Origin of the sequence: Pelatocladus sp. BLCC-F211 (assembly GCF_041928655.1) — a bacterium.
Lineage (GTDB): Bacteria > Cyanobacteriota > Cyanobacteriia > Cyanobacteriales > Nostocaceae > Pelatocladus.
In genome coordinates, this window is sequence record NZ_JBHFLM010000148.1 from 62,661 (window position 1) to 82,612 (window position 19,952).

Genomic DNA, 19,952 nt, shown 5'->3' on the forward strand with positions numbered 1-19,952 from the left:
ATTTCAAAAAATTCTGGAAAGCTTACCTAGCCATCTACACAGCGTGATAGAGGATGTATACCCATACCAAATTTTTGAATGTCAGCGTTGACGAATATTTGCAATTTGAACTAGAAAGTCGAATCCGTCACGAATATCTAGCAGGTCAAGTCTATCCAATGCGAGAAGACAGTGATCAATGCAAAGTGATCACTAGCAATATATTGCCTCGATTACGTACACATTTTTTTGGTACAGATTATCGGACTTATTCATCAGAGATGAAGATTAGGATTGATGATTTAGACATATTTTATTACCCAAATATCTCTGTCACTTGCAATCCTCAAGACCGAGAAAAGTTTTACAAGCATCAACCTTGTTTAATAGTCGAAGTTTTTTCCTCAGCCACGGAACGTATTCATCGTAACGAAAAGCTGCTGAATTACCGTCGATTAAACAGTTTGCAAGAGTATGTGTTAGTTTGCGAATCAAAAATCAAGGTCGAAGTCTACCATAAAAACAAGCAAAACAATTGGTTTGTAGAAGAATTGCAAGCAGAAGATTATCTCAAATTAGCTTCTGTAAACTTAGAAATCGCGATCGCAGATATTTATGAGGATGTAAAAATGTAAGGTTTTATGCTATCCTCTGCCTCAATGGTGTGAAATTGTGATCAATGCAAAAACTATTAGTTACTGGGGCTAGTGGATTTTTAGGTTGGCATGTTTGCCAGTTAGCAAATCTCAACTGGGAAGTCTATGGAACTTTCTGGACGAACTCTATAGAAATTCCTCATACCAAAATGCTGAAAGTCAATTTAACAGACTTTCAGGAATTGCAACAAATATTTAGTGAAATTCAGCCCGTCGCAGTAATTCATACAGCTGCACAATCACAACCTAATTATTGTCAAAATCATCCCGAAGAAACTTACGCAACGAATGTAATAGTCTCTCACAACATTGCTGGTTTGTGTGCAGATCATTATATTCCTTGCGTATTTACATCTACTGACCTTGTTTTTGATGGTTTAAATTCTCCTTATCGAGAAACAGATCCCGTATGTCCTGTAAATAAATACGGTGAACAAAAAGTGATGGCAGAATTGGGAATGTTAGAACGCTATCCCCTCACTGCTGTGTGTAGAATGCCATTAATGTTTGGTGCAGCAACACCCACTGCTACCAGCTTTATACAGCCATTTATACAAACTCTTAAAGAAGGCAAAGAATTAAAATTATTTACAGATGAATTTCGTACACCAGTTAGTGCTAATACCGCAGCAAAAGGGCTATTATTAGCATTAGAAAAAGTGCAAGGGATAATTCACTTAGGTGGGAAAGAAAGAATTTCTCGCTATGATTTTGGACGCTTATTAGTAGAAATATTGCAATTACCCACTACTGGATTAAAAGCCTGTCTACAACAAGATGTAAAAATGTCTGCACCCAGACCCAGCGATGTTTCTTTAGATAGTTCTCAAGCTTTTGCATTAGGGTATCAACCCCTATCTTTAGAATCAGAAGTAGCAGAATTAATCGGCAAATAATACCACCGGACTTACACACACAATCGCCGAAACTCTAAGTTTTACAGTAGGACAATACCCTGCGGGTAGCCGCTTTGCGTCTACATGAATTTACTCCACAGAGTATAGTTTGGGAAAAACAGACTGCTTGAATATTTACAACTGTGCGATCGCTCATTTATCGCATTTTCAAGCCGTCTATTCCAAAAAGATGAGATTTACTGGTGATATATATTCATCCTTTGGTTAAAGTCCATTTCCCTTCTTTAGATAGAAACATACCTCTAAAAAGCCAAGCTATTCTAAGAACAACTGAAAACAAATTTTTAAATAACTCAGGCCAAAAACAGCAAAGATTCTTTAACTTGGTGAATCTTGAAAGTTGTTTGCATCTACTTTTCTCTTATTTTCTTATTTTCTTATAACAATTACATCAAGAGTTATGACTAATCCAAACAACAATAAAAGCTATCGGGAAGTTCGACAAGATAGTTATATTGATGGTAATGGCGATACTCATACCAACATTACACGAACCACTGAAACTGTTAACAACAATAGGGTAGATTCCCAATCTTACCGCAGTGGTTATGTACAAGGCCGAGTATCTGAACGTAACTATCAAGAAGACCTTGCACAACGAGATACCAATAACGCATCGCAAGGATTGTTGTTAGGCTTTTTGATTGCTGCTTTAGCGGGATTAACAGCTGGTGCAATCTGGTACTTCAATCGACCCGACCCAGCAATAGATAACACAGCTACACCATCACAAACAACAGCACCAACTTATAGTCCCACTCCTGATGCAACTCTAACGCCGGAACCTCAACAAACCACAATTATCGAAAGAACTAGGGAAGTTCCTGTTCCGATTCCAGTTCCCGAACAACGAACCTCACCAGTACCTACCACATCGCCCAACATCAACATTACTGTCCCACCACAACAGCCTTCTAATACACAGACTACACCTACATCACCATCTAATTCCAGTGGTAGCACTTCTACTACAACTCCTACCACAGCTCCCACCACTCCACCAAGCGCTACTAGTACAACCAATCCTTCCCTAGATGGACAAAATCAAACAGATGTAACACCTGATAGTAGTTCATCTCAACAGTGAACTTTTAGTTTCTTAGTTTCCTGCACTCCTGCAAGAGGCGAATGTAGGCTTTCTAATTCTCAAAAGGCACAACAACAACATCTATTGCTTATCGTTTTAAGAAGCGTCCTAGCCAAAGCGCGTTTCTTGGCTAGTTGCTTTAATGACTGCATATTTTTGGGAGATAAATAAACATAAATGCACACCAATAAATCATGTGTGTCATCTGTATTTATCGGTGTGCATCTGCGTTTTACATAAATAATATATCCCTCTCCGCAAGCAGAGAGGAATTTGAGAATCAGACTAGACTACGAATAAGCATCAATTGGTAGACAAGAACAAACAAAATTCCTGTCCCCAAAAGCCGCATCAATACGCCCAACAGCAGGCCAGAATTTGTGTTCGCGTGTCCAAGGTGCGGGGTAAGCAGCCTGTTCACGGGAGTAAGGATGATTCCATTCTCCGATAATTAGACTTTCGGTGGTGTGCGGTGCATTTTTCAGGACATTATCTTGCAAATCTGCCTTACCTGCTTCAATTTCGGCAACTTCGTGACGAATACTAATCATCGCCTCGCAGAACCGATCCAACTCTTGTTTAGATTCGCTTTCGGTGGGTTCGACCATGATTGTACCAGCCACAGGCCAAGAAACAGTAGGCGCGTGGAAGCCGTAGTCCATCAACCGTTTAGCGATATCATCAATTTCGATGCTGGCAGATTTTTTGAGCGATCGCAAATCTAAAATACACTCATGGGCAACATACCCATTTTTGCCTTGATACAAAATAGGATAGTATGCTTCCAGACGTTTGGCGATGTAGTTGGCATTGAGAATCGCAACTTTCGTCGCATCAGTCAAACCAGCTGCACCCATCATGGCGATGTACATCCAAGAAATTACTAAGATGCTGGCGCTACCCCAAGGTGCAGCCGAAACCGCGCCAATGCTTTGTTCACCTCCGATTGTCACCACTGGGTTGCTGGGTAAAAAAGGTACTAGATGTTTAGCTACGCCAATCGGTCCCATACCAGGGCCACCACCACCGTGGGGAATACAGAAAGTTTTGTGCAAGTTCAAGTGACAAACATCAGCCCCAATATCTCCAGGGCGACAAAGTCCCACCTGAGCATTCATATTTGCCCCATCCATGTACACTTGTCCACCGTGGGTATGAACAACAGCACAAATTTCTTGAATTGCTTCTTCAAATACGCCGTGGGTAGAAGGATAAGTCACCATCAAAGCGGCGAGTTCATGGCTGTGTTTTTCGGCTTTTGCCTTGAGATCATCTACATCAATATTACCTTGGCGATCGCAAGCTACAGCTACCACTTTCATTCCGCACATTACTGCACTTGCGGGGTTAGTTCCGTGAGCAGATGTCGGAATTAAACAAACATTGCGATGTGCTTCTCCACGACTTTCGTGATACTGACGAATCACCAGCAATCCTGCATATTCACCTTGGGAACCAGCATTTGGTTGCAGAGAAATTCCCGCAAACCCAGTAATCTCACCTAACCATTCTTCCAACTGCTGGAAAAGAATTTGATAACCTTGAGTTTGTGATTGGGGTGCAAAGGGATGAATTTTGGCAAATTCTGCCCAGCTGACTGGAATCATTTCTGATGTCGCATTTAATTTCATCGTACATGACCCCAAAGGAATCATTGATGTAGTTAACGACAAGTCTTTTGTTTCCAGCTTGTGCAGGTAACGCAACAACTCAGTTTCTGAATGGTAAGAGTTGAAGATGGGGTGGGTGAGGTAGGCGCTTTTGCGCTTAAGGGGGAGATTAGAGGTTGAGGTGGGGAGAGTAAACTCATTCCCAAGGGCGAAGATTTCTAATAGGTTGTGAACATCTTCAACTGTGGTGGTTTCGTCCAGCGAAATACCTACAGCAGTTTCATCAAAAATCCGTAGATTAATTTTCTGAGCTTCACAATCTGCGAGAATTTCTTTTAAATTCCGTGTTACCAGTTCTACACGGATGGTATCAAAGAAACTTTCAGAACTGATTTTGTAGCCCAGGTGTTTTAATCCAGCAGCCAAGGTGACAGTCAAGGTGTGGATATTTTCAGCAATTTTTTTCAGTCCTGCGGGGCCATGATAGACAGCATACATACTGGCCATCACTGCTAACAATACCTGTGCTGTACAAATATTACTAGTAGCTTTTTCTCTACGGATGTGTTGTTCGCGAGTTTGCAAAGTCAAACGTAATGCTGGCTTACCTTGCACGTCTTTTGAGACGCCGACAATTCGTCCTGGTACTTGCCGCTTATACTCTTCTTTGGTAGCAAAGTATGCTGCGTGGGGTCCACCGTAACCCAAAGGAATACCGAAGCGCTGAGTACTACCAACTGCGATATCAGCACCAAATTCACCCGGAGGTGTCAATAGTGTCAGACTTAACGGATCTGCTGCTACCGTTACCAATGCTCCCACAGCATGGGCTTTCTCTATAAAAGCGCGGTAGTCGTAAACAGTGCCATCGCTAGCAGGATATTGCAGAACTGCCCCAAAAATCGATTCTGAGAAATCAAAAGATTGATGGTTGCCTATAATAATTTTGATTCCCAACGGTCTCGCCCGTGTTTGCAACACATCAATCGTTTGGGGATGACAATCTTGAGAGACAAAGAAGGCATTTGCTTTATTTTTGCAAATACCGTAGCTCATAGTCATGGCTTCGGCTACGGCTGTTGCTTCATCTAATAATGAAGCGTTAGCAATTTCCAAACCCGTGAGATCAATAATCATGGTTTGGAAATTCAACAGCGCTTCTAGTCGCCCTTGGGCAATTTCTGGCTGATAAGGAGTATAGGCAGTGTACCAGCCAGGGTTTTCCAGGATATTACGTTGGATCACCGCCGGGGTGATAGTGTCGTAATATCCCGTACCAATGAATGAGCGGAAAATTTGGTTTTTTAAAGCAATATCTTTTAACTTTGCCACTGCTGCATACTCACTCAGTGCTTCTGGCAAATTTAAAGCACGAGATAGCCGAATAGACTGCGGTACTGTTTGGTTGATCAAGGCATCTACAGAAGACATCCCCAGTACATCGAGCATTTGCTGCATATCATCGGCATTAGGGCCAATATGTCTTTGCTTAAAATCACTTGATTTTTCAGTGCTTTCGCCCAGAATTGGCTGATTACCTGACTGGGGACGAGGAGCATGTATTACCACAAAGAGCTTCTCCAGACGTTACTATTTAATATTTTGCAATAAGTATATTTAAGGTGTTGGATCTAAAGTATCAGTTCACCTAAATTTCATCAAATTTCTTTTAACTGTATTAGGACGCGGGGAAAAGGGAGTGTGGGGACACGGGGAGGTGGGGAGGTGGGGACATGGGGAAAGTTCTTAGTCATCTCACCGCGTCACCGCGTCTTTCTATCTCCGCGTCTTCCTATCTCCGCGTCCCCCATCCCCGTGTTAACAAAACTCTACCCCTCCACCTCAGCACTATATTCCTGTGCTGTGAGTGCATCATCAATTTCACCAGGGTCATTCACTCGTACTTTAATAAACCATCCCTCACCGTAGGGGTCTTCTGCTATCTGTTCGGGAGACTCGATCATTTCCTCGTTACGTTCTATAACAGTGCCGGTTACTGGTGAATTTAAGTCTTCTACGGCTTTTACGGATTCAATGGTGCCAATTTTTTCTCCCTTGGTAACAGCATCACCAATTTCTGGCAATTCCAAAAATACAACATCACCCAGTTGATCTACAGCAAAGCTGCTGATCCCAATTGTGGCTATTTCGCCTTCTAAGCGCACATATTCATGAGTATCCAAGTATCGTAAATCTTGTGGATATTCCAAAGACATATCACTTCCCTTTGCACGTACAAAAAATGAACAGAATAATAACTAATGGCTAATAGTAAAGACATTATTAGCAATTAGCAATTAAGTTCAGTTGGCATTAATAAACAGAACACAAGTTACGAAACGTAAATACGATTGAAACCCTTACCAATTATCAATGGCTAGGTTGTTAGCCGAGTTGGAGAACGGTAAAAAGGTTTCTTAACCACTACGGCTAGGTATGTTTTACCACGAATTTCTATATCTAGCTGCTGACCAACAGTTGCTAGCTGGGTGGGAACGTAAGCTAGGGCAATAGGATAATTAAGTGTAGGTGATAGTGTACCACTTGTCACTTCTCCTATGACTGTTCCTGCTGATAGTACTTGGTAGCCATGACGGGCGATGTTGCGTCCTTGCATTTGCAAACCTACTAATCGACGCTGCACTCCCGCAGCTTTTTGCCGTTCCAAAATGCGACGCCCGATAAAATCTCCTTTGGTATCAAGATGTACCAACCAACCTAAACCTGCTTCTAAGGGCGTGGTGGTATCATCAATATCTTGACCGTAAAGTGCCATTGCTGCTTCTAGTCGCAGGGTGTCCCTCGCACCAAGTCCACAGGGAATGACACCAGCCTGAAGTAAATTCTGCCATAATTCGATCCCTGCTTCTGGGTCGATCATGATTTCAAATCCATCTTCTCCAGTGTAGCCTGTGCGAGCAAGGAAAGCTGGTTTACCTAGTACTGTTGTTTCCAAATGACCGAAGGCTTTGACTGGAGTTAAGTCTGCTTTTACCAAAGGTTGAAGATATGCTACTGCTTTTGGCCCTTGGACGGCGATTAATACTTTTTCTGGTGAAAGGTCTTGGAATTTGATTTCTGTGGTATCAAGATGCTGAAGTAACCATGTTTTGTCTTTGTTGGTTGTGGCTGCATTGACTATGATCACTCCCTGTTGTTCGCCAGCAGAGTTTTCTCCCTGGTAGTAAAAAATAATGTCGTCGATGATACCAGCTTCGGGATTTAACAATACTGTGTATTGGGCTTGACCTGATTGTAGCCGACTGAGGTCTGAAGGTACTAAAGTTTGCAGTTGATTAATCAGATTTTTACCTTGTAAAGTAAATTTACCCATGTGGGAAATGTCGAACATTCCTGCTGCATTTCTCACAGCATGATGTTCTGTAGTGATGCCACTAAATTGTACTGGCATTTCCCAACCGCCAAAGCTGGTGAGTCGTGCTTTTAATTCTTGGGCGAGGATATATAGAGGGGTTCGAGATAAGGAGACGGTGTTTTCTTCTGGTTTAGCCACGGGTATTTTTGTTGTCGTAGGTCAACATTTATATATCCTACGAGATTGATTCAGGTACGGCGTTTCTCGATCCATTCACGCCATGTGAAAATCTCATCCTCTCACAGAGTTTCTTAGTTCTTCTATGGAAATGAGAAGGCGATCGCTTGAGTCAACAATACGCCTGTTTGCTTGCTGATTAGAGGGAAATGAGTAAGCGATCGCTTTTTTTGAGAAAGCAAAAACCTAGTGCAAGATATAAATAAATCTCAAGCTGGAAACATCTGCTGTGCATCAACGTCTGGTTAGCAAGGCGCATCTATGAAGTCAGCGAATCATGGCGATATCGCCTGACACTCAGTTTTGTTGCGGAGTTCGTCTCCTCAATTTATGCTAGTGTTCTCCAAAAAAGGGATGAGATTTGGGTAAGATAAAGGAGCTATCTAAATCTGTATGGCAGATACGGAAAGCTTTTCATACCCAAAGGAGATATCTCAATGCTGACTTTAAAAATCGTTGTATATATAGTTGTTGCTTTCTTTATCACTCTGTTTGTGTTTGGATTTTTGTCAAATGACCCTGCTCGTAACCCTGGTCGTCGGGATTTCGAGTAAGATTAAGACTAAATTTCCATAACTGCCGTCAGGTAAAAAACACTAGACGCTTTTGAGGCAGCCTGCTAAAAGTTAAACAGAAAGTGAAAGTCGGAAGGTAAAAGCTAGGTTAGTCCTTCCGGCTCTTAATTTTGGCTATTCGTTTGCTAGATTGTGCTGAAACATGTTTCATTCCGTTCTGCCACCCGAACCACCTGCTATTGTTGAACCATTACTAGCAGAAAATCTGCCAGCCATAGCTGCAAGCGTGAGCCAATTGCATTCCACAAAACAACAGGCGAATGCAGAAAATTTCCAGCGAAAACCAGTTAACCTGCGACATCAGCTTGCACCTGATGAATCATCTGTAGCTCAAATTCCACCCACAATCTCTACACCGGAAACTTTTCCAGCAGAATTTTCGCCTCTAAATATCGCTCAAACAAATGCAGAACTACTAGGGGAACCCTTATCTATTGGCTACTCACAACAACAGCCACAGGTTTCCCAAGACACCAACAATATTAGTCAACCAGAACAAACCAAACAGCAAATTGTCCAGAAAATCCACAATCATAAGAACCAATCTCAACAAAAATCACAGTTATTGGCTCAACAACTAGTCCAATCAAAACAAAATTATAATACTGCCCAAAATTCCCAGAGTTCCCAGTCAGCAACACAACCCATCAAAATCAAATTTAATCTTGCTAACCAACAACCAAGCACTAACAACCAAACAGCAACTATAGAATTTAAAACTCGCAACCTCATCAGCCAAACTCCACAATCAGCACCAGCACCAACGACACCAGAAACAAGGAGAGTCATAGAAGTAATCGCAGATAACCAGGAGTATGACGAACAAAGACGGGTAGTCACAGCAGTTGGTAATGTTGTTGTCCGCTTCGATGGAGCGGTGGTGGATGCTGATCGCATCCAAGTTAATTTAGACAATTTAATTGCTGTGGGTGAAGGAAATGTTGCCTTAACCAGAGGCGACCAAGTAATACGTGGGCAGCGATTTACCTATAATTTTGTTCAGGATAATGGAGAAATGATCGCCGGTCGTGGTGAGATTTTTCTACCCACAGCCGACCAAGATTTTGCTTTTTTGCCTACCGACGTCACAGCAGGCGGAGTTCCAGCACGCCCACCGAGCGATCGCATCAGAAACAGTCAACCTTTGACTGGGGTAAGTAGTCCAGGGGGAATTAACTTTGGCTTTGGTGGTGGAACGAATGCAAGTAATATACCCAAACCCCAACAGGGAGGACAAGTGCGGCGAGTCCGCTTTGAAGCTGCACGGATTGATTTTTATCCCCGTGGCTGGCAAGCATCAGATGTTACGATCACCAATGATCCTTTTTCGCCACCAGAATTGCAATTACGTGCTGACAAAGTGACATTGACACGCGAGTCGCCTTTGCAAGACCGTGTTCGTACTCGGAATCAACGTGTAGTTTTTGACCGCCGTGTCAGTGTACCCATTCCGAAAAATGAGCAGGTGATTGACCGCAGAGAACGAGATGCTACGCCTGGGTTAGTTGCTTTTGGTTTTGATGGGGATCAGCGTGGTGGTGTATTTATAGAGCGCAGATTGGAACCGATAAATTCCGAAAATTTTCGCTTCAGTCTGACGCCTCAGTTTTTAGTGCAAAAGAGTGTAGAGGACGGTTTTAGTAACGTTCCTTCGCTATTTGGTTTAAAAACCTCACTTGATGGCACTTTTAGTCCAAGGACAACAGTTGAGGGTTCTGGGACATTAACTAGTTTTGACTTGGACGATGTTGAAGATAACCTCAAGGCAAGTTTGCGGTTGCGGCAACAAATTGGTGATATTCGCTATCCGCATAATTTGACATTGGAATATAGTTATCGCGATCGCCTCTACAACGGTAGCCTTGGTTATCAAACTGTTCAAAGTACCTTTGGCGGTGTCATCACTTCCCCAATCATCGCTCTTGGTAAAACCGGATTAAATCTCAGCTACCAAGCAGGCGCTCAGTATATCACTGCCAACACTGATCGCGAAGATTTGCTCGAACCGATCCGAGATAATAACCGTGTCTCCCTTGGTCGTCTCCAAGCTAGCGCCGCCCTCAATGGAGGATTATTATTATGGCAAGGCAAACCCTTACCAGCCACTGCTACTCAGGGATTGCGATACACCCCTAACCCAGTAGTTCCCTACCTACGAGCATTTGGGGGCTTGACTGGTACTACTAGTTATTACACTAACGGAGATGACCAAAGCACATTAATTGGCACAATTGGTTTAGAAGGACAAATTGGTCATTTTTCTAGGTCTTTTTTCGACTATACTAATTTTAATGTTAGTTACTCCCAAGGTCTTGATAGTGGTGAGTCTCCCTTCTTATTTGACCGTGCTGTTGATACCAGAACCTTGAGTGCGGGGATTACACAGCAAATTTATGGCCCATTAACTATTGGTATTCAAGCATCGGTTAATTTAGATACAGGAGAAAACACTAGTACTGACTATTTCTTACAATACAGTCGCCGTACTTATGGTATTACCCTGCGTTACAATCCAGAATTACAATTAGGTGGCATTAGCTTCCGCATTAGTGACTTTAACTGGACTGGTGGCACTAATCCATTTTCGGAAGTGAAACCTGTTGTCGGTGGTGTCTCAGAATAGCGATCGCTTGACTTTTAAGACAGTCGCTACAATTATCCTAACTGAACTCCAGCATCAGAGATGTTGACCATCTCTGATGCTGGTTTGCGTTTACAAGAAAGGCAGGCTGAAAGCCCCTCGGCTTTAGCCAGGGGATGAAAGCCGCCGTCGCAGGATTTATCCTGCCTGTCCCAGTCTAGACAATTTCTCTAAAGTGTCAGAAAGGCTTGTAGCTCCTAACAGTTTTTGCTGTTGCTTAAGCCATTTTTTAACTGTAGGTGTAACAGTTAAATTTAACTTTTCTTTTTTCTCTCCATAACTTGTATCTCTCATATTGACTTGTTTATTGTATACGCCTATAATACGTATTAACATAACAAGGGGGCGAAGGCAAGAAAAAGGGGCAGGCTTCTGGTATTTTGCGATTCGTCAATAGTGCTAGTCGTCTAGGCTTTAAAAGCCTGCCCCTTTTTCCCAAGCCAAATGCTAGGGAGATGATTGCAAGTTGTACGGATGCCAACAAATTTTGATTAATCCAAACGTAGAATTAAAAGCAGTGCTTGAATTTATCTGCTCTGAGTCTCATAAGTTAACTAATTGCGGCATCTATTATGCTCGTCAACTCTATTTCAAGACTGGTAAGTTAATTGGTAAATATGACCTAGAAAAGGAGTACAAGACTAACAAGCACTATCAGGTTTTGCATTCTCAGGCAGCGCAGCAAATATTGAGGTCTGTTGCTGAATCGTTCAAATCTTTTAAAGAGTTAGACAGTCAGCACAGCAAGGGTGAATTGCATTTCAAGCCCAAACTACCCAAATATCGAAAAGGTGCGGGATATGCATTGGTAACTTATCCCAAACAAGCTTTAAGGCTGGTTGGCGATAGTATCAAGATTCCTCTTGGAACAACAGTAAAAAGATGGTTTAAACTCGATAGTTTCACGATGCCAATGCCGTCTAATTTGCGGTTTGAAGACATTAAGGAATTGCGGATACTGCCACGCAATCAATGTTTCTATGCTGAGTTTGTCTATGAGAAAAAGTCAATTTCAAGATACTACGTCAATCCAAGCAACGCTCTAGCAATTGACCCAGGTATTAATAACTGGTTAAGCTGCGTTTCCAATATTGGAACTTGTTTTATTGTTGATGGTCGCAAGGTTAAAAGCCTTAATCAGTGGTACAACAAGCGGGTTGCAACATTTAAAGAGGGTAAGCCACAAGGTTATTGGGATGACCAATTAGCCCACATCACCGAAAAACGCAATCGTCAGATGCGAGATGCGGTTAACAAAGCTGCAAAGCTAGTTGTTGACCATTGCATCAAACACCAGATTGGTACAGTTGTTTTTGGATGGAATCAGGGACAGCGACAAGAAGCAAGTTTGGGCAAAACAACTCAATCTTTTGTGCAGATACCAACTGCCAAGCTCAAAGAACGAATTAAGCAACTGTGTGAAGAATATCGTATTAAGTTTGTTGAAACAGAGGAATCCTACACCAGCAAGGCTAGCTTTCTAGATGGCGATTTTCTACCAACCTACGGTGAAAAACCCGAAACGTGGAAGCCATCAGGAAAACGAGTTAAACGCGGGATGTACCGAACTGGGACGCGAAAACTTATTAACGCTGATTTGAATGGAGCCGCAAATATAATGCGGAAAGTAGAGACACAATTAGGCTTGTGCCTAGTCAAGGTCTGTAGGGCATTTTTGACCGTGCCTACCCGATTTCGTATCTGGGAAACCAAAACTAAAAAGCGGAAGGGAGCGGATGCAACGCCCTCCCTGTAGCAACAGTTTAGAATCCCCGTGCTTTTAAGCCGGGGAGAGGTCAATGGTAATTGGTAATTGGTAATAAGTATTAATCATACTTTACGATTAGTTCGGGCTGTGGTATCTATTTAATCTAGTAGATTTACACTCTAATATATGGTAGTAAAATAGACTTATTACCTCAGTTCACCCATCCTAGCCTCAGTATTTAGGGTGACGCTTGCTCTATAGAAAGATTAAACTGTGGATAATGTTAACTAGCCTCGCTGGTAACAACATTTACATAAACATTTACCTATATCAAAAGCCAGTTATGTCAGTTCAACAACGTAGTTGCGGCGAAGCCGCCGATTTGATTATAGGTGTTTCCAGTCAAAACCACGACTTGCCCCAAAATACTGCTCCTGTGGGTACTCTTGCTAGAAAACAAGGGACTATCTCTTCGTTTCTGGCTCCTCTAACGCAGGATACATTTAAACAAGTTGTCAAAGAGGTAGAACAAAAGTTACAGATCGTCAATCAAACCCTGTCTATGTTGGATTCTCATGGGTTTGAGACGATCTTGCAGGAAATGTTACAGTCTATAACTTTAAAAACAGGGGAATTATTAGGAGCAGATCGAACAACAATATTTTTGTTAGATGAAGAAAAACAAGAACTGTGGTCAATTGTAGCTGGGGGAGAAGGCGATCGCTCTTTAGAAATTCGCATTCCCGCCGATAAAGGTATTGCGGGAGAAGTCGCTACCCACAAACAGGTGATCAATATTCCTTTTGATTTTTACGATGATCCACGTTCTCGTTTTGCCCAAGAACAAGAAAAAAGCACAGGCTATCGCACTTATACAATGCTAGCTTTGCCTTTGTTGAACGAACAAGGGCAATTAGTAGCTGTGGTGCAATTGCTAAATAAATTAATATCTTCAAATCATCTTCATGCACCTTTATCAGAAAGAATTGATATTAGGGGCTTCACCAGTCTTGATGAACAGCTATTTCAAGAATTTGCTCCTTCGATTCGCTTGATTTTAGAATCATCGCGCTCTTTTTATGTTGCGACTCAAAAACAAAGAGCTGTCGCAGCATTGATGAAGGCGATCAAATCTCTTTCTCAAAGCAGTCTCGACTTAGAAGACACTCTCAAACGGGTGATGGATGAAGCCAAGGAATTAATGAATGCTGATCGTAGTACTCTGTGGTTAGTGGATCGCGAGCGCCATGAATTATGGACGAAAATTACTCAAGATAATGGCTCTAGCAAAGAGTTGCGTGTCCCCATTGGTAAAGGATTCGCTGGTATAGTCGCAGCGTCTGGTAAAACGCTCAATATTCCTTTTGATTTATACAATCATCCAGATTCGGATACAGCCAAACAAATTGATCAGCAAAATGGCTATCGTACTTGTAGCTTACTATGTATGCCAGTATTTAATGCTGATCGCGAATTGATTGGTGTCACCCAACTTGTCAATAAAAAGAAAACTGGTGATTTTCCTGCTTATAACCCCGCCCATTGGCCCCAAGCCCCCGAATGCTTCCAAGCTAGCTTTGATCGCAACGATGAAGAGTTTATGGAAGCTTTTAATATTCAAGCGGGAGTCGCACTGCAAAACGCAAAATTATTTGCGACTGTGAAACAACAAGCACAAATGCAACGAGATATTCTCCGCAGTCTTTCTAACGGTGTGATTTCTACAGATCAAGCTGGTAATATTATTGCCGCTAATGAGAGCGCCAAGCGTTTGTTGGGTTTGACAACAGAAGACAAACTCGAAGGTAAATTAATTACTGAGATTATTCAAATTAAAGAAGGCGACTTTCAAAAATGGTGTCACGATGCTTTAAATGCAGCAGAAATCAAATATCGCGAACAGTATTATCCTGATCGCACTCTAGTATCTGATGGAGAAAGTCAGCACAGTGTGAATTTATCTATTAACACAATTGCTGATGCTACCGATCATAATCAAGTGCGGGGGGCGCTAGTTGTCATGGATGATATTAGTGATGAAAAGCGCCTCAAGAGTACGATGTATCGCTACATGACTCAGGAATTAGCAGAAGAACTATTGAAATTGGATGATGCTAAATTAGGAGGCGATCGCAAAGAAGTTTCCATTTTATTCTCTGATATTCGTGGCTACACCACTTTGACAGAAAACCTAGACGCGGAAGAAGTGGTAAGTATGCTCAACGAATATTTTGAATCGATGGTAGAAGCTGTATTTAAGTATAAGGGTACTCTTGATAAATACATTGGAGATGCCATCATGGCTGTGTATGGTTCCCCTTTACCTTTACAAGAACATGCTTGGATGGCTGTGCAAACATCATTAGAAATGCGCCAGCGTCTACAAGAGTTTAATGCGCGTCGTCATGCCCGTAACAAGCCATGTATTAATATTGGTATTGGGATTAATTCTGATGTCGTGATCAGTGGAAATATTGGCTCTAGCAAGCGTATGGAATTTACAGCCATTGGCGATGGAGTCAATCTTGGTTCCCGCCTAGAAAGCGTCAGCAAACAGTACGGCTGTGACATTATTATTAGTGATAAAACATACCATCCCTGCAAAGATCACATCTGGGCTAGAGAACTAGATTACATTCGCGTAAAAGGTAGAAATGAACCAGTAGCAATATATGAATTAATCGGGTTGCGTTCAGAATCCATCAGTCATGAAAAATTACAAATAATTGAACATTATCAAAAAGGACGGGATTTTTATCTGAATCGCGATTTTTTCTCTGCAAAAATTGAATTTGCCAGAGTTATGGAATTAGAGAAAAATGACTTAGCCGCAAACATGCATTACAAGCGTTGTCTATACTGGTTGCAAAAACCTCCATCGGATGCAGATTGGGATGATGGTGTGTGGACGTTTAAGGATAAGTAGAAGAAGGGGAAGGGGACAAGGGGGACAAGGAGGACAAGGGAGACAAGGGAGACAAGGGAGACAAGGAGGACAAGGGAGACGAGGGAGACAAGGAGGACAAGGGAGACAAGGGAGACAAGGAGGACAAGGGGGACAAGGAGAATTAACAAATTACTAATGGCTAATGGCTAATGACTAATAACTAATAACCAATTAAGAATTTGTACACCTTTTTTCAGAGAATTTATTATTTCTGTTATTTTCACTACATTTATTCAAAGAAGGCGATCGCTAATTTCTAGCTTGTTTAAGAAATACTTAGCAATAAATAAAAAACTATCCTGAAACCGGTAATATAGGCGGTAATTAATAAAATACAAGCTCTTATTCAAGTACGACAACTTGTCAAAGATATAAATTCGATGGCAAGCAAATAATAATAATAAATCTTTAATGCAATGAAAGCTTTGAGTACTATATTGCTCGTTGCTGAAAGTCGATTGTATCAGCTATTAGAAGTTTTACCTTTAGGAGTAGCTGTGATCGAAAAAGATGGCAATTACTCTTATATCAATCAAACAGGGCAAAAATTACTGGGTGCAGGTCAAATTATAAATTTGCCAAGCGAACACATAGCTAGTGCGTATCAAATTTATCGGGCTGGGACTAAACAATTATATCCAAGTGAACAACTCCCATCAGTACAAGCATTAGCAGGAAAAGCGGCGGATGCTGATGATTTGGAGATTTATCGTCAAGGAAAAGCGATCGCACTACAGATGAAGGTCATTCCTGTATTTGATGATCGGGGTGAAGTAGCTTATGCGATCGCAATATTGCAAGATATCACAAAACACAAACAAACAGAACAAGATATTACTGCTCGCAAAGATGCAGAAGATGCTCTCAAGAAGAGGGAAGCCCAATTTCGTAAATTAGCAGAAAACGTACCAGGGATGATCTATCGCTATATCTTGCACCCCAATGGTAGTGACGAATTTACTTATTTAAGTCCTAGATGTCGAGAAATTTACGAAATAGCACCAGAATTGATCATCCAGGATTCTCAAAGAATGTGGTCTTTAGTGCATCCAGATGATAGCTTGAGTATCCAAACCTTGATTGCAGAATCTCTGCACAAGCCACAATCAATTAATATTGAACACCGAATTGTGACTCCTTCTGGGTGTGTGAAATGGATTCAAGTGATTGCTCAAGCAGAACAGCAACCAAACGGAGATAGTATCTGGGATGGAGTCGTAATTGACATCACTGAACGCAAATACACAGAACAACTTTTAGCCGACTACAACCGCACTCTCGAACAACAAGTGCGCGAAAGAACCATCGCCCTAGAACAAGAAATTTGGGAACGCAAACGAGCCGAAGATGTAGCTAAAGCTGCTGAAATTGCTCTGCGTAAAGCAAACTTAGAATTAGAACGCCTAGTCACGTTGGATGGTTTAACCCAAGTTGCAAACCGTCGTCGCTTTGATGAATACCTATCCCAAGAATGGCGACGGATGGCACGAGAGCAACAGTATCTAGGTTTAATATTATGTGATGTAGATTACTTTAAAAGCTACAATGACTATTACGGACATCAAGCAGGCGATACTTGTTTAAAAAACATAGCCGCAGCCATGCGTAACACCCTCAAGCGTCCAGCAGATTTAGTCGCTCGCTACGGTGGTGAAGAATTTGCTGTTATCTTACCCTATACAGCAATCCAAGGTGCTGTCGCCGTAGCCCAAGCAATTCAAAAAGCGATCAAACTATTACGATTACCACATATTCAATCTCAGATCAGCGACTTCATAACAGTAAGTTTCGGTGTGTCAAGTCTGATTCCCACTCATAATCTTCAGCGGGAAACCCTGATTGCAGCCGCAGATAGAGCATTATACCAAGCCAAAAAACAGGGACGCGATCGCATTGTTTGTGTATGAGCCTTGGTTGGTGGTTGTTGGCGGTTTCTTGGAAACTCACCTCCTAAAAGTTGAAAATACGCAAGTTAGATGTATTTTAGCTTACCAATTAAAAGAAATTCGGGCTATAAAATTGCAAGCGTCCGTAACCAAGAAATTGTCCGTAACTTTTCTCACCCGCAGGAAAAGCTTTGACACCAAAAAGATAAACGCCACTCACTCCTGGATTCTGCACAGGTTTCAAACCAATAGTAATAGTTTTACCTGGTGGGATTGGTGGATCAAATGTCAGTGAGATTGTTCTAGTTTTGCGATTGCTTGTCGCATCTTTGATTTGCAGTTTTTCCCCTTTGTCGTCAGGTGTACCCACAAAAACGACAGTATCTTCTAGGTCAAAACGTACCCTGTCTACTCCTTCGTGCTGGTTAATTGTAATTTTTTGTAGTGATTCTCCAGCATTTTCGGGCAAATTAATTGTGAAGTAATAGGTTGCACCCCAAGCATATGTTGTTTTGTAAGTAGTAATTGCTCCTTCGAGCGAAGGAGGTTGCACAAAATATACTGTACCGTCTCTTAGCTGCACTGCTTGAGTTTTGAGGACAGCATCTGGTGCGATCGCTATGACCAAAGTTAGTGCTGTACCTAATAAAAATGGAAAGCGCATTCCTTAATATGACTGTAGTTAAGTCAGGTTATAAAACTAGGTTAAAGTTTGATTTTTATTATTTATTTCTTCAATTTTATCACGCAAAATTAATTTATATTTTTATGACTTAATATCTTTGCAAACAATCTTAATTTAGTAGGGATAAACGGCCATTTGACCCTACAGTGTACAGACTAACGGGAAATCAATATTTTTCATCCTGCTGAGGTAGGTTTTTCCTGTATAGCAGCGATTTATAGTCGCCAATTTCATAAAAAAATTAAGACTTTTCAAACATCTTCTGAAGACGCAATACGTAAGTATATATACTTTTTCAAAAATAAATGTAAAAGATAATTGAAATTAGTTGTCAAATTGCCTTGTTAAGTTAGAAACTAGAACTATAAATACAAGCAATCATTCACTATGAATACCGTTTCTAATTTCGGGTTTAAACGTCCGATTTGGCAATCTATTGTGATGTTGACTTTAGGCTTCTGGCTCAGTGCTAGTTTGCTTTTAGACTGGGTTATTATGCCTAGTCTTTATGTATCTGGCATGATCACACAAGCCAGTTTTGCTACAGCAGGCTATGTTATTTTCTGGAATTTTAATCGTATAGAATTATTGGCTGCTGGCTTGGTATTAACTGGTGTTTTAGCTCTCAATCAAACCCAATCTAAGTGGCGTTCTGGTAGCCTGATTTTATCGGTATTGTTGTTAGCAATATCACTAACTACTACATATTTCTTAACACCAGAAATGTCTGCTGTCGGAATGCAACTAAACCTGTTTCAGACAACAGCAGAAGTACCAGCCAATATGAATTTATTGCATGGTAGTTATTGGCTGTTGGAAGTGATCAAATTAGTAGCTGGTGGTACGCTTTTAAGTTGGTGCTGGCGGCAGTAAAATTTGTAGAAGCGTACCACATACACCATATGATATGTATAGTGCGTCTCTACAACTAATCTTGAGAAGCTTCATTGTTAAACCACAGCAAGCGTACAGCAAGTACAGCAAATCCCACAGCAGCGATCGCTTTTAACAATCTTGTAGGTAAAAATTCTGCCACAGCTCCACCTGCTAATGCTCCTAACAAACTAGTCAAAAGTAAAGCACCAGCAGTTCCCAAGAAAACAGCACGACGAGATTGGCTACGACCAGAAAGAGCGATCGCAGCTAGCTGACTTTTATCCCCTAACTCAGAGAGAAAAACAGTAATAAAGCTTAATCCTAAAAGGTGCCAATTCATAAATTTTGTTGATTATTAGTTCTTAGTTGTTAGTTGGTCAGCAATTCAATCTGTTTTTAAGTAATCTCACCAATGACAAATAACTAGTGAGTTACATCCCAAAACAGCATTACAGAAATCAACAGCAGCATGACTCCGGCTGCTTTTTCTACGGTTTTTGGAGAAAGGCGACCAGCAATCCAACTACCTAAAAGTACACCTAACAAGCTAGTGGTAATCAGTGCTGCTGCGGAACCCACAAAAACTATCCATGGTGAATGTGATTCCGCACTTATTAGTAAAGTGGATAGCTGCGTCTTATCACCGATTTCCGCTAGAAAAATAGTTAAGAAAGTAGTGGCGAAAATAGCTATAGGTGGTTGCTTTTGAGGAGAATCAGCAACAGCAGGTGATGTAGAAGTCGTGTTTTCTGCTGTTTTTTGCTGACTTTTAGAATATAAAGATGTGCTAGCGGCACTTACAGGTACGGAATCAAGTTTCACAGGCAGTATT

At 41.4% G+C, this 19,952-nt stretch carries 16 protein-coding genes; 9 read left to right on the top strand and 7 right to left on the bottom strand.

From position 1 onward, the window contains the following. The first annotated feature begins 53 nt into the window (after positions 1-53). The 3 genes from ACE1AT_RS18640 (at position 54) to ACE1AT_RS18650 (ending at position 2,639) form a co-directional block, all read left to right on the top strand. Positions 54-614, top strand: a complete 561-nt coding sequence (locus ACE1AT_RS18640; protein ID WP_374870965.1) for a Uma2 family endonuclease — start codon at positions 54-56, stop codon at positions 612-614. 44 nt (positions 615-658) lie between these two features. After that, the gene (locus tag ACE1AT_RS18645) at positions 659-1,531 is read left to right on the top strand and encodes an SDR family oxidoreductase (protein WP_374870967.1); all 873 of its coding nucleotides are present in this window, start codon (positions 659-661) and stop codon (positions 1,529-1,531) included. Between the two features lie 421 nt (positions 1,532-1,952). After that, positions 1,953-2,639, top strand: coding sequence for a hypothetical protein (locus ACE1AT_RS18650; protein ID WP_374870969.1), 687 nt, complete (start codon positions 1,953-1,955; stop codon positions 2,637-2,639). A 290-nt stretch (positions 2,640-2,929) separates the two neighbouring features. Here the strand turns inward: ACE1AT_RS18650 and gcvP are convergent, their stop codons facing one another. The 3 genes from gcvP to gcvT all read right to left on the bottom strand — a co-directional run bounded on the left by gcvP (position 2,930) and on the right by gcvT (position 7,763). Further along, positions 2,930-5,818: an aminomethyl-transferring glycine dehydrogenase gene (gene gcvP, locus ACE1AT_RS18655; RefSeq protein WP_374870970.1), complete on the bottom strand. Its 2,889-nt coding sequence runs from the start codon at positions 5,816-5,818 to the stop codon at positions 2,930-2,932. Positions 5,819-6,078: 260 nt separating this feature from the next. Then, on the bottom strand, positions 6,079-6,465 hold the full coding sequence (gcvH, locus tag ACE1AT_RS18660) for a glycine cleavage system protein GcvH (RefSeq protein ID WP_374870972.1): 387 nt from the start codon (positions 6,463-6,465) through the stop codon (positions 6,079-6,081). A gap of 161 nt (positions 6,466-6,626) precedes the next feature. Continuing rightward, positions 6,627-7,763, bottom strand: coding sequence for a glycine cleavage system aminomethyltransferase GcvT (gcvT, locus tag ACE1AT_RS18665; protein ID WP_374870974.1), 1,137 nt, complete (start codon positions 7,761-7,763; stop codon positions 6,627-6,629). A gap of 476 nt (positions 7,764-8,239) precedes the next feature. Here gcvT and ACE1AT_RS18670 point away from each other — a divergent pair, with 476 nt between their 5' ends. Together ACE1AT_RS18670 and ACE1AT_RS18675 are read left to right on the top strand one after the other, a co-directional pair. Continuing rightward, on the top strand, positions 8,240-8,356 hold the full coding sequence (locus ACE1AT_RS18670) for a photosystem II reaction center protein I (RefSeq protein WP_009458972.1): 117 nt from the start codon (positions 8,240-8,242) through the stop codon (positions 8,354-8,356). Between the two features lie 163 nt (positions 8,357-8,519). Then, positions 8,520-11,000 carry a DUF3769 domain-containing protein gene (locus ACE1AT_RS18675; protein ID WP_374870977.1) on the top strand — a complete coding sequence of 827 codons (2,481 nt, stop codon included), beginning with the start codon at positions 8,520-8,522 and terminating at the stop codon, positions 10,998-11,000. Between the two features lie 156 nt (positions 11,001-11,156). Here ACE1AT_RS18675 and ACE1AT_RS18680 read toward each other — a convergent pair whose 3' ends face one another. Further along, entirely contained in the window at positions 11,157-11,312 is a 156-nt protein-coding gene (locus ACE1AT_RS18680; RefSeq protein ID WP_374870979.1) for a hypothetical protein, read from the bottom strand. 172 nt (positions 11,313-11,484) lie between these two features. On the opposite strand from ACE1AT_RS18680, the gene ACE1AT_RS18685 reads away from it, so the two are divergent. From ACE1AT_RS18685 to ACE1AT_RS18695, 3 genes are all read left to right on the top strand, one after another. Continuing rightward, the gene (locus ACE1AT_RS18685) at positions 11,485-12,774 is read left to right on the top strand and encodes an RNA-guided endonuclease InsQ/TnpB family protein (protein ID WP_374870981.1); all 1,290 of its coding nucleotides are present in this window, start codon (positions 11,485-11,487) and stop codon (positions 12,772-12,774) included. 295 nt (positions 12,775-13,069) lie between these two features. Beyond that, positions 13,070-15,652: a GAF domain-containing protein gene (locus ACE1AT_RS18690; protein ID WP_374870983.1), complete on the top strand. Its 2,583-nt coding sequence runs from the start codon at positions 13,070-13,072 to the stop codon at positions 15,650-15,652. A 437-nt stretch (positions 15,653-16,089) separates the two neighbouring features. Then, positions 16,090-17,580, top strand: coding sequence for a diguanylate cyclase domain-containing protein (locus ACE1AT_RS18695; protein WP_374870985.1), 1,491 nt, complete (start codon positions 16,090-16,092; stop codon positions 17,578-17,580). 88 nt (positions 17,581-17,668) lie between these two features. Here the strand turns inward: ACE1AT_RS18695 and ACE1AT_RS18700 are convergent, their stop codons facing one another. After that, a complete protein-coding gene (locus tag ACE1AT_RS18700; protein WP_374870987.1) occupies positions 17,669-18,223 on the bottom strand; it encodes a DUF2808 domain-containing protein in 555 nt (184 codons plus the stop codon). Positions 18,224-18,631: 408 nt separating this feature from the next. Between ACE1AT_RS18700 and ACE1AT_RS18705 the strand changes: the two genes are divergently transcribed. Then, positions 18,632-19,117: a hypothetical protein gene (locus tag ACE1AT_RS18705; RefSeq protein ID WP_374870989.1), complete on the top strand. Its 486-nt coding sequence runs from the start codon at positions 18,632-18,634 to the stop codon at positions 19,115-19,117. A 55-nt stretch (positions 19,118-19,172) separates the two neighbouring features. On the opposite strand, the gene ACE1AT_RS18710 is transcribed toward ACE1AT_RS18705, so the two are convergent. Then, a complete protein-coding gene (locus ACE1AT_RS18710; RefSeq protein WP_374870991.1) occupies positions 19,173-19,460 on the bottom strand; it encodes a TMEM165/GDT1 family protein in 288 nt (95 codons plus the stop codon). A gap of 83 nt (positions 19,461-19,543) precedes the next feature. Next, positions 19,544-19,942, bottom strand: coding sequence for a TMEM165/GDT1 family protein (locus tag ACE1AT_RS18715; protein WP_374870993.1), 399 nt, complete (start codon positions 19,940-19,942; stop codon positions 19,544-19,546). Between the last annotated feature and the right edge of the window lie 10 nt (positions 19,943-19,952).

Coding starts and splice junctions, on each gene's coding strand:
- ACE1AT_RS18690 (WP_374870983.1), top strand. CDS start 13,070: ATGTCAGTTCAACAACGTAGTTGCGGCGAAGCCGCCGATTTGATTATA.
- ACE1AT_RS18700 (WP_374870987.1), bottom strand. CDS start 18,223: ATGCGCTTTCCATTTTTATTAGGTACAGCACTAACTTTGGTCATAGCG.
- gcvH (WP_374870972.1), bottom strand. CDS start 6,465: ATGTCTTTGGAATATCCACAAGATTTACGATACTTGGATACTCATGAA.
- ACE1AT_RS18650 (WP_374870969.1), top strand. CDS start 1,953: ATGACTAATCCAAACAACAATAAAAGCTATCGGGAAGTTCGACAAGAT.
- ACE1AT_RS18710 (WP_374870991.1), bottom strand. CDS start 19,460: ATGAATTGGCACCTTTTAGGATTAAGCTTTATTACTGTTTTTCTCTCT.
- ACE1AT_RS18670 (WP_009458972.1), top strand. CDS start 8,240: ATGCTGACTTTAAAAATCGTTGTATATATAGTTGTTGCTTTCTTTATC.
- ACE1AT_RS18680 (WP_374870979.1), bottom strand. CDS start 11,312: ATGAGAGATACAAGTTATGGAGAGAAAAAAGAAAAGTTAAATTTAACT.
- ACE1AT_RS18705 (WP_374870989.1), top strand. CDS start 18,632: ATGAATACCGTTTCTAATTTCGGGTTTAAACGTCCGATTTGGCAATCT.
- ACE1AT_RS18675 (WP_374870977.1), top strand. CDS start 8,520: ATGTTTCATTCCGTTCTGCCACCCGAACCACCTGCTATTGTTGAACCA.
- ACE1AT_RS18695 (WP_374870985.1), top strand. CDS start 16,090: ATGAAAGCTTTGAGTACTATATTGCTCGTTGCTGAAAGTCGATTGTAT.
- ACE1AT_RS18645 (WP_374870967.1), top strand. CDS start 659: ATGCAAAAACTATTAGTTACTGGGGCTAGTGGATTTTTAGGTTGGCAT.
- ACE1AT_RS18640 (WP_374870965.1), top strand. CDS start 54: ATGTATACCCATACCAAATTTTTGAATGTCAGCGTTGACGAATATTTG.